At 59.3% G+C, this 15,198-nt stretch carries 12 protein-coding genes; 7 read left to right on the top strand and 5 right to left on the bottom strand.

What is annotated here, in order from left to right; translation table 11 throughout:
• Nucleotides 1-304 precede the first annotated feature (304 nt).
• On the top strand, nucleotides 305-1,648 hold the full coding sequence (locus EG854_RS10875) for a hypothetical protein (protein ID WP_164462009.1): 1,344 nt from the start codon (nucleotides 305-307) through the stop codon (nucleotides 1,646-1,648).
• A 96-nt stretch (nucleotides 1,649-1,744) separates the two neighbouring features.
• Here EG854_RS10875 and EG854_RS10870 read toward each other — a convergent pair whose 3' ends face one another.
• Nucleotides 1,745-2,896 carry a site-specific integrase gene (locus EG854_RS10870; RefSeq protein ID WP_123288147.1) on the bottom strand — a complete coding sequence of 384 codons (1,152 nt, stop codon included), beginning with the start codon at nucleotides 2,894-2,896 and terminating at the stop codon, nucleotides 1,745-1,747.
• A gap of 302 nt (nucleotides 2,897-3,198) precedes the next feature.
• Complete coding sequence (locus tag EG854_RS10865) at nucleotides 3,199-4,701, bottom strand: hypothetical protein (RefSeq protein WP_123288146.1); 1,503 nt, start codon at nucleotides 4,699-4,701, stop codon at nucleotides 3,199-3,201.
• Nucleotides 4,702-5,097: 396 nt separating this feature from the next.
• On the opposite strand from EG854_RS10865, the gene EG854_RS10860 reads away from it, so the two are divergent.
• Nucleotides 5,098-5,421: a helix-turn-helix domain-containing protein gene (locus tag EG854_RS10860; protein WP_123288145.1), complete on the top strand. Its 324-nt coding sequence runs from the start codon at nucleotides 5,098-5,100 to the stop codon at nucleotides 5,419-5,421.
• Between the two features lie 542 nt (nucleotides 5,422-5,963).
• On the opposite strand, the gene EG854_RS10850 is transcribed toward EG854_RS10860, so the two are convergent.
• The 3 genes from EG854_RS10850 to EG854_RS10840 all read right to left on the bottom strand — a co-directional run bounded on the left by EG854_RS10850 (nucleotide 5,964) and on the right by EG854_RS10840 (nucleotide 7,426).
• A complete protein-coding gene (locus tag EG854_RS10850; protein WP_123288143.1) occupies nucleotides 5,964-6,326 on the bottom strand; it encodes a hypothetical protein in 363 nt (120 codons plus the stop codon).
• Between the two features lie 103 nt (nucleotides 6,327-6,429).
• Nucleotides 6,430-6,828 (bottom strand): hypothetical protein, encoded by a 399-nt coding sequence (locus tag EG854_RS10845; RefSeq protein WP_123288142.1) that lies wholly within the window; start codon nucleotides 6,826-6,828, stop codon nucleotides 6,430-6,432.
• Nucleotides 6,829-6,985: 157 nt separating this feature from the next.
• Nucleotides 6,986-7,426, bottom strand: a complete 441-nt coding sequence (locus EG854_RS10840; RefSeq protein WP_123288141.1) for a hypothetical protein — start codon at nucleotides 7,424-7,426, stop codon at nucleotides 6,986-6,988.
• Between the two features lie 204 nt (nucleotides 7,427-7,630).
• On the opposite strand from EG854_RS10840, the gene EG854_RS10835 reads away from it, so the two are divergent.
• From EG854_RS10835 to EG854_RS10815, 5 genes are all read left to right on the top strand, one after another.
• Nucleotides 7,631-7,873 (top strand): helix-turn-helix domain-containing protein, encoded by a 243-nt coding sequence (locus tag EG854_RS10835; RefSeq protein WP_164462007.1) that lies wholly within the window; start codon nucleotides 7,631-7,633, stop codon nucleotides 7,871-7,873.
• 130 nt (nucleotides 7,874-8,003) lie between these two features.
• Nucleotides 8,004-11,045 carry a type I restriction endonuclease subunit R gene (locus EG854_RS10830; RefSeq protein WP_123288140.1) on the top strand — a complete coding sequence of 1,014 codons (3,042 nt, stop codon included), beginning with the start codon at nucleotides 8,004-8,006 and terminating at the stop codon, nucleotides 11,043-11,045.
• Complete coding sequence (locus EG854_RS10825) at nucleotides 11,035-12,327, top strand: restriction endonuclease subunit S (protein WP_123288139.1); 1,293 nt, start codon at nucleotides 11,035-11,037, stop codon at nucleotides 12,325-12,327. Before EG854_RS10830 ends, EG854_RS10825 begins: the two co-directional genes overlap by 11 nt.
• Nucleotides 12,324-13,553 (top strand): ATP-binding protein, encoded by a 1,230-nt coding sequence (locus EG854_RS10820; RefSeq protein WP_123288138.1) that lies wholly within the window; start codon nucleotides 12,324-12,326, stop codon nucleotides 13,551-13,553. Before EG854_RS10825 ends, EG854_RS10820 begins: the two co-directional genes overlap by 4 nt.
• On the top strand, nucleotides 13,550-15,187 hold the full coding sequence (locus EG854_RS10815; RefSeq protein ID WP_123288137.1) for a type I restriction-modification system subunit M: 1,638 nt from the start codon (nucleotides 13,550-13,552) through the stop codon (nucleotides 15,185-15,187). Before EG854_RS10820 ends, EG854_RS10815 begins: the two co-directional genes overlap by 4 nt.
• Nucleotides 15,188-15,198 lie beyond the last annotated feature (11 nt).

Here is a 15,198-nt window from a genome sequence, read left to right as displayed (position 1 = left end):
TGCCGCCTAGGTGACTCGAACACCTGACCCCCGCATTACGAAAACGACTGAAAGGAACCCGAGAGATCTATGCTCGGCATGGCTTTGACGGACAATCTAAACCCATCCGAGGGCCTCCACCCATACATTTCCCAATCTGGCCTGACCGCGTGGTGCACGCGCTTCCTAGCGAACGAACGCTAACTCAGATCTAGGCCGAAATCCCACCTGCGCCATACCTGCAAAAGACTTGCGCGGGGTGGTGGAGCGGCTGGGGTTCTGTGAAGAGGTCAGAGAGACAGTATTGCAGGGGAGACGGGGTGTCATGGACGTCATTGAAACCCAAATCGCGCGCTATTTGGCAGCCAAGGCCATGCAGCGCAGCCGGGTGACCTACCAAATGGTCGCGGACCAAGTCGGGTGGGGACATCCGACCGGGAGAGGCCTTGGACGTCACCTCGAAGTCATCCTCCACGAGTTGGCAGACCGAGGTCTGCCGCCCCTAACCCTCATCCTAGTTCCCAAGGGCAAGACTCGACCTGATGAGGACGCCATGGCCCATATCCGCGCGAGGCTTGGAGATATCGACGTCCAAGCCGAGCAAGAACGCGTCTTTGGCTTCGATTGGTCGGTCATACCAGAATTGGCGTCACGGCCAGACGAACTGCCCGACGGTCGGCAGGTGTGGCTGACCTCGTTTTGGGGGTTCGATCCGGCTGATTGGGGCTGCATAGGCTTCGCAAGCGAGGCTAAGCGGAACAACTTCCTTAGGGCTACCCGGCCAGGCGTGTTGGTCGCCATCTACGTCACCAAGGGTAAGGGCCCTGAAGGGATGCGCGGCAAACTCGTCGGCATTCTCGAGGTTTCGCACGAGGTAGGCCCTGCACAGGCGTTCATCGCCGGTGACCGATGGGCAAAGAAAGAAGCTGATCCCGACTCACGCGGCAAGTGGTCCTACGCGGTCAGGGCAACTCGAGCTTGGCGTGTAGTGCCCGAGGATTGGAGACCGATCGAAGAAATACTACCGTCCGCCTATGCCAGCGCGGACCCTCAGTACATCGGCTCTGACGGGGTGGCTGTGCCGTCGGAGGAAGCCGGCGCACTTCTCGCCCTCGATGTCTACGAAGTTCCCGTCTATGGGCGATCTGGTGAGATCGACGCCTCGATCACAACCCTTGAACGCTCCGTTTCGAGCGGCCGTGCCGGACCGGTGGCTACCCGTCCTTTCTGGGTTGGTGAACCCGATGGGCCTCGTCACCTCTACATCTTCACGCTGGAAGGCGATCTGTCGGTCTGGCTCGGCCGATCGGCGGCTGAGATTGGCGATCGAAAGATCATCAAGGTTGGATTCTCTAAGAGTCCCCTTGCCCGTCGCGACCAAGTTCAATGGGCGTATCCTGAGGGCTGTTATGTGTGGAAAGTTTTCAAGCCTGATGACCCTTACGCAACTGCCCCGTGGCCCTGCGGCGACGTTGCTCGGGCAGGTGAGGACGCAATGAAGGCAAGGCTAGTCGACGATGGCGCTGAGAAGCTAGGCGGCGAGTTCTATCTCGCGGAAGATTGGTCAATCCTCTACGCTTGGTCTGCTGGTCAGCGCGTCGCGAGAGAGGCTGCGGATCGCCTGTCAAAGCTAGCGATGCCCTTGCCGGAAGCCGAAGGTGAAGCTTGAAAGGGCCGGCTTCTCTGACCAGCCAGATTAGCCTCAAAAAAAAGGCGCCCACCCGCACCCCGACGTAATGCCAGGATGCGGGTGAAGCGCTTGGGTTCAGAAGGCCGACTGCTTGGCCGCTCCTGCCTCGACCGCCTTCAGAAGGGTGTCGTTGGCGAGGTGAGCGTACCTTTGCGTGCTCTGATAGTTGGCGTGGCCTAGCACCTTGCCAACGGCGAACAGGTCTACACCGCTGTTCACCATGAAAGACGCCGCCGAGTGCCGCAGATCATGCAGCCGTAAGCCCGGCAGTTTTGCGGCCTTTATCGCCGTCCCCCACGTTCCTTTTACGGAGACATAAGGCTTCCGGGTGTCCGGGTTCGGCACCAACCATGGGCAGCCCTTGAAGCGCGGCAGCGCCTCAATGATCGCCACGGCGGGCGTTGAAAGCGGGACGTAGCGCGACTTGCCGGTCTTACTGTCGGGGATGAACCACGATCGACGTTCGACATCCACGTTTTTCCACTCAGCATCGAGCAGCTCGCGCAGCCGGGCTCCTGTAAGAAGGAGCAGCCCGACAATGTGCTGAAGCTGAGGGTTGTTGGAAGCCGCGACCGCTTCCTTCAGCCTTACTGCCTCTTCCCCCGTCAGGAACCGTTCGCGGGCGTTGTTTAGTGGCGCTCGTGGTATGTTTCGGGCCGGGTTCTTTTCAGTGCCCGGGATGTCCCAGCTAGCGCCCAGCACGAATGACCGACCGAGGATCACGCGCATTTTTTCCACCGTCGCCGGTGCCAAGCCCTTCGATCGTTTCTCGTCCAGCCATTGGGCCACAGACCGGCTGTTCATGTCCGTCAGGCGCGTCTTTCCCCACCTCGGAAGGACATGCACGCGCATGACACTTTCGACATCCTCGTAGGACTTCCGACCCCTAAAGGACTCAAGGTGCTTGGCGGCCAGTTCGCCGTAGAGGGGTATGGACTTCGCCAGCGCCTTCGTTGCGCCGGGGTCGCCGCCCATGACCACTTCCGATCTCAGTTGCTGAGCCCTTTTCCTGGCCGCAGCGCATGTGACGTCATCAACGCCGCCGATCTTGTGCTGCCTCTGACGGCCGCTCAGATCATTGTAGCGTAACGAGTAGGTGCCTTTGCCGCTGGAACGGCGCTCCAGCATGAAACCCGGGATAATGGTGTCGTAGTAGTCGGTCTTGTTCTTGCCGACTTCGCAACCAGCCTTGTCGACGAAGGCCTGAGTCAGGTGTGCCTTGGGCATGTGTAGTTTCCTTGCGTGTTTGATGATCGACGGGCGAGTGTCGTCAGGCCGCCCAGAAGGGCAGCCGGTTGGGGTGGGGGTGGTGTTGAGCGGGTCAGGCCCGCGTTGCCCCAGACTGAGCCGCAGGGGCCACGCGTCGGGGGCGGGGATGGGGTCGGGCCATGGGGAGCCCGGAGCGGGCCTCAGGGGGCCGCGTTTGGGGCGTGGGTGACGAGCGCCGCGCCGCAATCAAAGGGGGAAAGGGGAACTACCTCTTTTCCACTTTGCGCCGGCCCGAGTTGGCTGGGCTGAAGGGAAGCTGGCTACTCGTAGTCCGTCAGGACGCGCCAAGCCTTACGCTCGGAGCTGTACCCGTCTTCAATGCGCAGTCCGTTCACCCGGACACCACGGTGGCGCTTGAGATATTGCCCCAGCAGGTGCGGGGGGCTGGCTCCGCGTTCGACGCCGAGGATCTCGTCGATGATTTCCTGAAGCTTCGGCTTTCTCGGGGCTTCAGAAAGGAGTTCGCGGACAGTCATTGACTCATCGTGGTAGAGGTCACGCCACAGCTTCAGGAGCACCGCCAACGCTTCATCGTCTGTGTTGTCTTTGACCTGATTGATCAGGCTTAAGGCCGGGTCTGGCTCACCCAGCCAGATGAGGGGTTCGCGGCAGAACCTCGACCAGTCCTCATATGAGCCGATCGATGTGAGGGTGTCGTCACGCTTCCCGTGGAGCAGGAAGGCCTGGATGATGGTCAGAGCAAAGCCGACATAGACGGAGCGGTGTTTCGATATTTGCTTCTGGGGGTTGCGTTCGAAAGTCCGCAGGCTGGATTTGGCGGCGAGCCGCGCGGTCACCACGCGCCGACGCATATCTTTGATCGGGCCTGTATTGTTCCCCGTTCCGAGGAATAGGGAGTTCGTCCGCGCTGTCGCGGTGCCGCTTTTGCCAAGGAGGCGCTCGGTGGTGGTGTGGCTGGTGAGCGCCTTGTTGATGGCACCGAAAGGCTTCCAGTCAGTCTGCATATCGTCGAAGAGGATGACCGGCGGCTTCTCCAATAGCATGGCCAGAATCACCTTGATGGCTTCGGTAGCGGTCGTGGGATAGCTGGTAACATACGGATGCAACGGCGTGGCGAAGAGCACGACGAGGCCGGCCAGAAAGCTCTTTCCGCTGCCTGACGAGGCGGCGTTGAAGTTGAATGCGGGCGCCAAAGGAAGGCCTGGACGAATAGCGGCTGTGAGCATCGCACACAGGGCCGCAGACAGATCCTCCGCCTTTTCGAACTCAAACTCCGCCAGTTCTGCTTTCAGCGCCATCAGGCTCAGCTGGGCATCCTCCTCCGTAGGTGCAGAAATCGCATACTCGTTGGCGCCGAAGCTGGCGTAAATGCCGGTCGTTGAGTTGAAACCGGGCGTCGTGACCAACTGCTCGTTGGCGTCGAAATAGGGCTGATGGGCTATACCCATGAGCGTCTGCAGGTATTTGCGGTCCTGAGTGTAGATCAAGGTGTTGAGGAGGTGATGGGGCGGATTGCACGTGACCCACTCCCCCTTCGAGTTCGGACGCTGCCACTCGATCATCTCTGACATGACCACGTACAGCGTCTGCGAGTTGACGACTTCGCACTGCATCGAGCCTGCGGTCGGGACCAGCCGAGCCAGCTGGCCCCCTGAGACGTAGTACAGTCCCGTTTCGGCCAAGACGCGTTCAGCCTCAAACACAGCGAGGTGCTCTTCACCGGGCGTGATCTGGACGATCAGTTTTGCCGGGAAGATCGCTTCGGGATGCGTGACGACGACAGCGAGGGCGCTGCTGGCCATGGGTGTCTGCAAAGGGGGAGAGGGGAGCGTTGCGGCGACGAGAGGGGCTTCCCCCTCTACCTCTTTCACAGGCATCGAGGGCGGGGGCGGTGGGACCCGAAGACTGGGCGGAGGCGGGCTGGGCTTGGGTCGAAGTCCCATGGTGTGATCCTCAAAGGAGTAAATGGATCGACCTTGTTTCCGACACCTCCATGCCGCTGTTGAGTGCGACGATCTCGGTGTCGTCCCTCAGGCCGACGACCAAATCATGCGCCAAAAAATCGTTTTGAAAACAGCAAGATATTGGGCCGCATTCCGTGCTGGAAAAGTCCACTTGAAGGATGCCGAGCTGCGCACTATTCCGTTATGGACTGACGTCTCAGCGCTGTTTGAGATTAGGTTCGGAGCGAATCAGCCGTGCGAAAGCCTCTAGAACGCAGTTACCCCGCGCTAAAGTTAGGAGACTTGCGCCTATCTTGGCTGGAGACGTTCGTCGTCGTCTCGCGGTCGGAAAATCGGTCGGTGGCCGCCAAGAAGCTGGGGATCACCCAGAGCGCGGTCACGAAGCATATCCAGAACCTCGAAAGGTGGAGCCAGAAGGTGCTGGTATATCACGACAGCGTTCCGACGAAGCTGACCGAACAGGGAGAGGCGTTCGTATCGGTCGCGGACAATGTGGTGGACGTCATGGCGGAAGCGCGAAAGCTCTCGGCGGGCCTGGCAGAGCCAAAAAAGACTTAGGTCAAAGACCTCCGGGTTCCTCCGAGCGCGCCCAAGCCCTCCAGAGCTTAATTGCGCGACGATGGGCGCGCCTCGCCAACACCGACGTCCACCGGCCGATGACCCACCCGTCCTCCGACTCATGCCAGTTGACGGGCGGGATAGGCTCTACTTGGAAGCGCTACCGCGAGGGCGATGGAGGCAGACCCGGCGCGGCTGTTTGCCGAGGTGTTGAAGCGGCTATCGAGAGACATCGCCGTCTAGCCGAGGGGTACGATGGCGGCGTGCGCAGCCAGCGCCTGCGAACCTCGACCTTCCCCATCTCCCCCGACCCCTAGCCAGCATCAAGGCCACGCCGATGACCGCCAAGGCAACGATGAGGGCGACAGGTCGGGCGCTTGCCAGACCTAGCAACGCGAGCGAGCCCAGATAAAGAAGCGCCTCGCGCGGTCGGGTGGCGAAGCAGAAAAGCAGCGCAAGCAGCAGACCCGCCACGAGGGCGACCGCCACCGCCTGGACCACCGCCAGACCTATGAGAAGCATCACGAAGGTGAGGAACCTGCTCACCGACCGGGCTCCTCGTCGTCCGGCCAGAAGTGAGCCAGACACAGGTAGTGGATCCCCAGTTCGGTGCCGGGGTCATTTTCGACAAGGACCACGGTGCGACGGCACAGATAGGTGATCTCGAACCACCGTCCGTGATCCTTGATCCAGCTGTAGTTCGGCTCCTCCGCTTGGTCGCCTGTGATCGCAAAGCCGAGGGCTGCGTTGATGACCTCTGGTGTGTCGCCGCCCTGGACGACGAAGAGCTTGGTGTTCTCCCTCAGGGACGAAGCGCGATCGCCAATGAGAGTTCGCAGGTCGGGGTCTAAGTCAGGGTTCGTGAGCGCGCTGGTCACAGAGGCTCGGTCAGTCAGGGTAAGCATAGGCAGACTCCTTTCGGGCATGAAGAAAGCCCCCGCGACGGTGTCGTGGAGGCTCGGTGCGGATTGGTTGGTTGGTCGTCAGGCGGAGGTGGGCAGGCCTAGATCAAGCCTTGCTCTCCGTGAGGTCCGGACGGTTTGCGAAGCCGAGGCAGTTGAAGCGCAGGGTGGGGTTGGTCTCGGAATGGTCAGCCACGAACACCAGCATCCCGAAGTCGTCAGTGAGGACGTAGGCCAGCTCGAACCATGAGCCGTGGTCGTTCATCCACTCGAAGCCCGGCTGATCGGCTTGCTCCCATGTGATCGGGATGCCCACCGCCTCGTGGATGACCTCGGAAGTGTCGCCGGGTTGGACGACGACGATCTGGAGGGTTTCGCCAAGGGGACGCCGGCGGTCGGTGTCTACCTGCCAGACGCGAAGGCCGATTAGGGCGCGCAGGGTGGGGTCTAAGGTCGGGTCTGTGAGGGCGTGTGTGACAGCGTCACGGTCGGTGAGTGAGAGCATGGAGGGGCCTTTCAAGGCAAAGAAAAACCCCCGCAGCGGGATGCCACGGGGGTCGATGAGCAGGGGTCTGGGGGAATGTCAGGCTGGCCTAGTGAACGGCCTGAAGGTCGATGAGCAACAAGGACTTTCGCCCCCGGACAAACGCCGACCTGCTCGCCTACCTAGCCGCCGGGACGCTTGGCGACAGGCTTGTGGCTGCGTCAGACAGCCGTTTTCGCAGGCGATTGGAGCGGGCGATACCTGACAGCGGCATGGTCCCGCTGTGCGTGACGTTGAAGTAGTACCCAGCCTCCGCTGATCCGTCGGCTCTAAGTCCCGTTGAAGGAACCATGGTGGCGACGATCTGGTGGCTGTCGAACAGGAACTTGATCGTGGCCTGATACCCCTTGTGGGGGTACTCGACGCGCACGATCGGGCTCGTGCCGAACTCGGCATTCATGGCGTCGACCAAGATTTGGTCGGCTTCGGTTTCAGAGATCAGGAACACAGGCTCGCTTCGGCTGACATAGGAACCCGGCGTCATTGCTGGCGCGGAAGCGCACCCGCTGAACGCCAAGGCTGCAACAACCAGCCCCAGTCGGATCTTGGTCTTGTTCATGTGGTCTACTTTCATCTGTGCGTTCAGATGCGCCACCTTGGTCACATCATATAAGATACCGGTGTTTGCGCAGGTGCTGTCTTGGCCGCGATGCGGGCCAAAAGCGCAGGTTCGGCAGGCCCGCGCCCCTCCAACAAAATAACCGGTTCTGGGATATCCCGGATTGGGATTTAGCGAAAGCGCCTCACCTGTCAGGGGCGCGCGTTGCCGTCATCGATCTTCACGCAACGGCATCAGGAGTTCATCGGCTTCATCGCCTCAGCGCGGAAGGCTGCCGGGCTCACTCAGGTCGAGCTGGCGGCGCGACTGGGACGGCCTCAGAGCTTCGTTTCCAAGGTGGAGCGAGGCGAGCGCCGCCTGGACGTGATCGAGTTTTGCCTAGTCGCCGAGGCGCTCGGTCACGATCCGGCGAAGCTGCTGCAGAAGTTTATCGATCTCCGCTGTTGACGCTCTCCCCTGGCGGCGACACCGATGGGGGGAGCATTCCTGCAGGCTCAAATACCTCGCTAGGGCTCGCGTTAGGCGCGGGCGTCAGCTAGTCAGGGTATGCCCCCGCTTAGGAAATTGAGCCCACTAGATGGCGATGATCACGACGGAGCGACAGCTCGAAGACATGCTTCTTTCGAAGCTGCGCGACCTGAAATATGAGCTCCGAGCGGACATCCGCGATCGATACGCGCTTGAGGCGAACTTCAGAGAAAAGTTTGAAGCGCTGAACTGTGTCACCCTGACCGACAGCGAGTTCCAGCGCCTGCTGGACGAGATTGTAACGCCGGATGTCTACACCGCCGCCCGGACGCTGCGCGAGCGCAATAGTTTCGTCCGAGATGATGGAACGCCGCTGAACTATACGCTCGTCAACATCAGGGACTGGTGCAAAAATTCCTTCGAGGTGGTCAACCAGCTCCGCATCAACACGGACAACAGCCACCATCGCTACGACGTCATTCTCCTGATCAACGGGGTGCCGGTCGTTCAGGTCGAACTGAAAACCCTCGGCATAAGCCCTCGACGTGCCATGGAGCAGATCGTCGAGTACAAGAATGATCCCGGAAACGGCTATTCCAAGACAATCTTGTGTTTTCTGCAGTTGTTCATTGTGAGCAACCGCGATCGGACGTTCTACTTCGCAAACAACAATGCGCGCCATTTCGCGTTCAATGCCGAAGAGCGCTTCCTGCCGGTCTATGAGTTTGCGGATATAGACAACAAGAAGGTCGTTCATCTCGACGGCTTCGCCGAGACTTTCCTTGGGAAGTGCAATCTCGGCCAGACAATCAGCCGCTATATGGTTCTGGTCGCTAGCGAGCAAAAGCTCCTGATGATGCGCCCCTATCAAGTGTACGCGGTGAAGGCGATCATCGATTCGATCGCCCAAGACTGCGGCAACGGCTACATCTGGCACACTACGGGAAGCGGGAAGACGCTCACCTCCTTCAAGGCGTCTACGCTCCTGAAGGACAATCCCGACATCGAGAAATGTCTTTTCGTGGTGGACCGCAAGGACCTCGACCGGCAGACGCGTGAAGAGTTCAACAAGTTTCAGGAGGGCTGCGTCGAGGAGAACACCAACACCGCCTCCCTCGTTCGCCGCCTCCTCTCGCATAACTACGCCGATAAGGTCATCGTCTGCACGATCCAGAAGCTGGGCTTGGCGCTGGACGAAAATAGCAAGCGTAACAAGCAGCAGAAGAAGGACGGCAAGAAGAGCTTCAAGGAACAGCTCGAACCCCTTCGCGACAAGCGCATTGCCTTCATCTTCGACGAATGCCACCGCTCGCAGTTCGGCGAGAACCACAAGGCCATTAAGGAATTCTTCCCGCGTGCCCAGCTTTTCGGCTTCACGGGAACCCCCATCTTCGATCAGAACGCTGCCCAGCAGAAAATCGAGGACACGCAGGCCAGCATGAAGACGACGGAAGACCTCTTCCAACAGCGTCTTCACACCTACACGATCACGCATGCGATCGAAGACGGCAACGTCCTGCGGTTCCACGTCGACTATTACAAGCCGCAGGGCAAGACCGTGCCCAAGCCGGGCGAACCGCTGGCCAAGCGGGCGGTGATCGAGGCGATTCTCGCCAAGCACGACGCGGCCACCGGGCAGCGCCGGTTTAATGCCTTGCTCGCCACGTCGTCGATCAATGACGCCATCGAATATCACGCCCTCTTCAAGGCCATGCAGGCCGAGAAACTAGCCGCTGATCCCGGCTTCCGGCCGCTGAACATCGCCTGCGTCTTCTCCCCGCCGGCTGACGGCGATCCTGATGTGAAGCAGATCCAGGAAGACCTGCCGCAGGAGAAGGAAGACAACGCAGTCGAGCCTGAAAAAAAGAAGGAAGCGCTGAAGGCCATCCTCGCCGACTACAACGCCCAGTACGGCACCAATCACAAGATCGGTGAATTCGATCTCTATTATCAGGACGTGCAGAAGCGCATCAAAGATCAGCAATGGCCGGATGCCGATCTCAAGAAGGCCTACCCCAACCAACCGCACCACAAGATCGACATCACGATCGTGGTGGACATGTTACTGACGGGCTTTGACTCAAAATTTCTGAACACCCTCTACGTCGACAAGAACCTGAAGCATCACGGGCTGATCCAGGCCTTCTCGCGCACGAACCGCGTGCTGAACGCGACCAAGCCCTATGGCAACATCCTTGATTTTCGCCAGCAGCAGGGCGCAGTGGATGCTGCCATTGCCCTTTTTTCAGGGGAGGCCGCCGGCGAAAAGGCGCGCGAAATCTGGCTGGTCGATAAGGCCCCGGTGGTCATCCATAAGCTGGAAGCTGCCGTCCAAAAGCTCGACGCCTTCATGGAGTCGCAAGGTCTCGATTGTGCCCCCGAAGCGGTGCCGAACCTCAAGGGCGACGCAGCTCGCGCAGCGTTCATCGAGCATTTCAAAGAGGTTCAGCGCCTAAAGACCCAACTCGATCAGTATACCGACCTGACCGACGAAAACCGCAACGCCATCGAACAGGTTCTGCCCCGCGACAACCTTCTGGGCTTCCGTGGCGCATACCTCGAAACCGCCCAGCGCCTCCGCGCGCAGCAGGGCAACCGCCAAGATCAGGGCGATGGCAAGCCAAGCCAAGACGCCGACCAACTGGACTTCGAGTTCGTTCTCTTCGCCTCGGCTGTCATCGACTATGACTACATCATGGGTCTGATCGCCCGCTATTCGGAAAGCGCGCCCGGCAAGCAGAAGATGAGCAGCGCAGAGCTGATCGGCCTGATCCAGTCCGATGCCAAGTTCATGGACGAGCGCGAGGATATCGCGGCCTATATCAACACCCTGAAGGCGGGCGAGGGCTTGAGCGAAAAGGCCATCCGCGAAGGCTACAGTCGCTTCAAAACGGAGAAGAATGCGGCGGAGCTGGCAGGCATCGCTGGCAAGCACGGGCTGGCCACCGAGGCGCTGCAAGGCTTTGTCGATACCATCCTGCAACGCATGATCTTTGACGGTGAGGCGCTCACCGACCTGATGGAACCTCTCGGCCTGAACTGGAAGACGCGGCGGGTGAAGGAACTGGACTTGATGGCCGACCTGATGCCGCTGCTGCTGAAGCGGGCGGCTGGGCGCGAGGTTTCAGGGCTGAGCGCTTATGATCAGTAAGGGGAAATCATCTGCCGAGCCGATCGATGGGGCTACGCTGGTGCCAAGGCTGCGGTTTCCGGAGTTTCGGACAGCGGATGGTTGGAAGGAGATTTCGCTACAGAAGCTGGCCAGGCCAGTAACTGACAGGGCGACAACCGGAGATGCCGACAACGTTCTGAGTCTTTCGGGGGAGCGCGGCCTTGTACTGCAAAGCGACTATTTTGGAAAGAAGATCGCTGGTGACAGGACCGACCGCTATCTGAAGATTCGAAAAGACGACTTTGTCTACAACGACCGTACAACGAAAGCATCAAGTTTCGGCACGATCAAACGGCTTTCGAACTATTCGGGTGGGGTTGTCTCGCCGATCTATAAGTGCTTCCGGTTCCAGCCGAGCGAGAACCCTGCCTTTTGGGAGTGGTACTTCGAGTCTGGAAGCCATGATCCAGCGCTGGGAGGGCTGGTCAACGAGGGTGCACGAGCTGGCCGGTTCAATATCTCCGTCACTCAGTTCTTGTCGACAAACGCGTGGCGGCCAGACGAAGCCGAGCAACAAAAGATCGCCAACTGTCTGGACTCGGCGGACGCACTGATTGCTGCGCAGCGGCAGAAGGTAGAGGCGCTAGGGGCCCACAAGAAGGGCTTGATGCAACAGCTTTTCCCACAGGAAGGCGAAACCCAACCCCGCCTCCGCTTCCCTGAGTTTGAGGGGGCGGGTGAGTGGAAGGAGGTTCGCCTCAACTCGCTGGGCGACCTTGTTTCTGGGCTAACCTACAGCCCTGATGACGTCCAGGAGGAGGGCCTTTTGGTCCTGCGTTCGTCAAACATCCAAGGTGGGAAAATCGATCTGAAGGATTGTGTCTACGTTGACCCGAACATAAAGAGAGCGAACCTCTCTAGACCGAATGACATTCTGGTTTGTGTACGAAATGGTTCAACAGCCCTAATCGGTAAGACGGCATTAATTCCAGAAGGAATGCCGCTCTGCACCCATGGCGCATTCATGACCGTTTTCCGCTCAAAGACGCCGAAGTTCGCCTTTCAGCTTTTCCAAACTTCAAGATATCAGAAGCAGGTCGCCGGTGATCTTGGGGCTACCATCAACTCAATAAATGGCTCGCAGTTCCTGCGGTATAAATTCTTTGTTCCAAAGCCGCCGGAACAACAGCGCATCGCGGACTGCCTCACCTCCCTTGACGACCTCATCGCCGCAGAGACCCGAAAGCTCGACACGCTCAAGACTCACAAGAAGGGCCTGATGCAGCAGCTTTTCCCCCAAGTTGGGGAGGTTGGCGCATGAGCACCTACAAAAACCTGAAAAGCCTGGTGGCCCGGCTTCGTGACGATCTGAACAATCCCACAGGACCAGCCTCTCTGCTATTGATATACGCTTACAACCGCACGGGTAAGACCCGCTTGTCGATGGAGTTCAAAGACGCGGGGAAACGCAAGAACAAGAGGAACCCGACCGGAACGCCGGACACGCTTTATTTCAACGCCTTCACCGAGGATCTGTTCGTCTGGGAAAATGACCTTGAAGGCGACAGCGTGCGCCGCCTGCAATTGAACGAGAAGTCGTCCTTCTTCAACGCGATGACGGAACTCGCGCTCGACCAGACGATCGCCCAATATCTTTCGCGCTACGCCGATTTCGATTTCGACTTCGCCTACAAGGAGGTCCGGCAAGGGAAGGAAACCGTTTCCAAGCCGGACTATGTGAGCTTCAGCAAAGGCGCGGAGACCAACATCAAGGTGTCGCGCGGCGAGCAGAACATCTTTATCTGGTGCGTGTTCATGGCGATCTGCGAACGCATGCTGGATGGCAATCAATCCTATCAGGGCAGGAAATACCTCTATATCGACGACCCGATCTCGTCGCTGGATGACAACAACGCGATCTCCGTCGCCTGCGATCTCGCCAAGCTCCTCCGCCGGGCGGCAACGCGAAAAAATGCCGACGGTGAGCCGGCCCCCATAAAGGTGATCTTCTCGTCCCATCACGCGCTGTTCTTCAACGTCATGTGCAACGAAGTCGGCAGAAAGACTGATGACTTACCGTCGGTCGACCATCGGCGCTATTTCCTGCACCGCCCAAGCGGCGACGGCACCTACACGCTTCAGGCGACAGAAGATACGCCCTTCTTTCATCATGTGGCGACGCTCGCCGAATTGCAGCGCGCGGCCGATCCGAAGAAGGGAAAGCTCTACACCTTCCACTTCAATGCCCTGCGCAGCGTTATGGAGAAGACAGCGTCCTTTTTCGGACACCCGAGCATCTCCTTTTGCCTGAGGGCACTGGACAACGACGAAGATCGGGCACTGTTCAACCGTGCGCTAAATCTCCTCAGCCACGGCGCCTACGCCATCCATGAACCCACGGAGATGGGCGAGGACAACAAGGAACTGTTTCGCCGTATACTTCGCGAGTTCGTAACGCGCTTCGAGTTCCACCTGCCAGGCGCCGCTCCGGCACCGCACCCCGCCCCGGCGCCAGCGCCCGTCGCCCAGGAAGCCCAAGTACAATGAACGACCACAACCAAAAACAGCTGGGGAAGACGCTCTGGAACATCGCCGACACGCTGCGCGGGGCGATGAATGCGGACGATTTCCGCGACTACATGCTGTCTTTCCTGTTTCTTCGCTACCTCTCTGACAATTACGAGGCGGCGGCGAAGAAGGAGCTAGGGCGCGACTACCCCGATCCCAACTCGATCGGCAACGGCGGGCGCTCGCCCCTCTCCGTTTGGTACGCGGAGAACCCCGATGATATCGCGGCTTTTGAAAAGCAGATGCGCCTCAAGGCGCACTACGTCATCAAGCCGGAACACCTCTGGACCAGCATCGCCCATATGGCGCGGACGCAGAGCGACGAACTGCTGAACACCCTACAAGCGGGCTTCAAATATATCGAAAACGAGTCGTTCCAGAGCACGTTTGGCGGCCTCTTCTCAGAAATCAATCTTGGCTCAGAAAAGCTCGGCCGGTCCTACGCTGATCGCAACGCCAAACTCTGCGCCATTATCACCGAGATTGCGAAAGGCCTCGCCGACTTCTCATCCGACGTGGATGCGCTGGGCGATGCCTACGAATATCTGATCGGCCAATTCGCCGCCGGCTCCGGAAAGAAGGCGGGCGAGTTCTATACCCCGCAACAGGTGTCAGACATCCTGTCCGCGATCGTGACGCTCGACAGCCAGGAGCCTGCAACCGGCAAGAAAGAACGGCTCGCCAGCGTGCTCGACTTCGCATGCGGCTCGGGTTCGCTGCTGCTGAATGTGCGCAAGCGCATGGGGCCGCACGGCATCGGCAAAATCTACGGGCAAGAAAAGAATATCACCACCTACAACCTTGCCCGCATGAACATGCTGTTGCACGGCGTGAAGGACACCGAGTTCGAAATCTACCACGGGGACACGCTGTCAAATGACTGGGACATCCTGCGCGAGTTGAATCCGGCCAAGAAGCCAGCTTTCGACGCCATCGTGGCCAACCCGCCCTTCAGTCTCCGCTGGGAACCGACCGAGGCGATGAGCGACGATGTGCGATTCAAGAACTACGGCCTAGCCCCCAAGTCGGCTGCGGACTTTGCATTCCTTCTACACGGCTTCCACTACCTGAAGGATGAGGGTGTCATGGCAATCATCCTGCCGCACGGCGTGCTGTTCAGAGGCGGGGCGGAAGAACGCATCCGCACGAAGCTGCTGAAGGATGGCCATATCGACACGGTTATCGGCCTGCCTGCCAACCTGTTCTACTCGACGGGCATTCCGGTCTGCATCCTCGTGCTGAAGAAATGCAAAAAGCCCGATGACGTCCTCTTCATCAATGCTGCCGAGCACTTCGTGAAGGACAAGCGCCAGAACAAGCTCGGGGACGGCAAGAATGGGACGCCGGATCACATCGGCAAGATCGTCTCCACCTACCAATTCCGCACCGAGGAAGATCGTTATTCCAAGCGTGTCGGCATGGAGCGGATCGCTGAAGAGGGCTTCAATCTTAACATCTCACGGTACATCAGCACGGCCGTGGGAGAGAAAGAGATCGACTTGGACGCGACGCACGCGGAGTTGGTCTCGATCGAAAAGACCGTTTCGGACGCGGCGACTAAGCATAACGAGTTTCTAAAGGCGCTTGGGTTGCCCCTCCTGCCGACTCGCTGACGGCCGGGGCT

Source organism: Brevundimonas halotolerans (assembly GCF_003730275.1).
GTDB lineage: Bacteria > Pseudomonadota > Alphaproteobacteria > Caulobacterales > Caulobacteraceae > Brevundimonas > Brevundimonas halotolerans.
Note: the sequence above shows the minus strand (reverse complement) of the source record. Positions and strands in the feature narration are given on the sequence as shown.

Excerpts from the sequence above, each read along its gene's own strand:
- EG854_RS10875 (WP_164462009.1), top strand. The coding sequence starts at position 305 with ATGGACGTCATTGAAACCCAAATCGCGCGCTATTTGGCAGCCAAGGCC.
- EG854_RS10870 (WP_123288147.1), bottom strand. The coding sequence starts at position 2,896 with ATGCCCAAGGCACACCTGACTCAGGCCTTCGTCGACAAGGCTGGTTGC.
- EG854_RS10865 (WP_123288146.1), bottom strand. The coding sequence starts at position 4,701 with ATGGCCAGCAGCGCCCTCGCTGTCGTCGTCACGCATCCCGAAGCGATC.
- EG854_RS10850 (WP_123288143.1), bottom strand. The coding sequence starts at position 6,326 with ATGCTTACCCTGACTGACCGAGCCTCTGTGACCAGCGCGCTCACGAAC.
- EG854_RS10845 (WP_123288142.1), bottom strand. The coding sequence starts at position 6,828 with ATGCTCTCACTCACCGACCGTGACGCTGTCACACACGCCCTCACAGAC.
- EG854_RS10840 (WP_123288141.1), bottom strand. The coding sequence starts at position 7,426 with ATGAACAAGACCAAGATCCGACTGGGGCTGGTTGTTGCAGCCTTGGCG.
- EG854_RS10830 (WP_123288140.1), top strand. The coding sequence starts at position 8,004 with ATGGCGATGATCACGACGGAGCGACAGCTCGAAGACATGCTTCTTTCG.
- EG854_RS10825 (WP_123288139.1), top strand. The coding sequence starts at position 11,035 with ATGATCAGTAAGGGGAAATCATCTGCCGAGCCGATCGATGGGGCTACG.
- EG854_RS10820 (WP_123288138.1), top strand. The coding sequence starts at position 12,324 with ATGAGCACCTACAAAAACCTGAAAAGCCTGGTGGCCCGGCTTCGTGAC.
- EG854_RS10815 (WP_123288137.1), top strand. The coding sequence starts at position 13,550 with ATGAACGACCACAACCAAAAACAGCTGGGGAAGACGCTCTGGAACATC.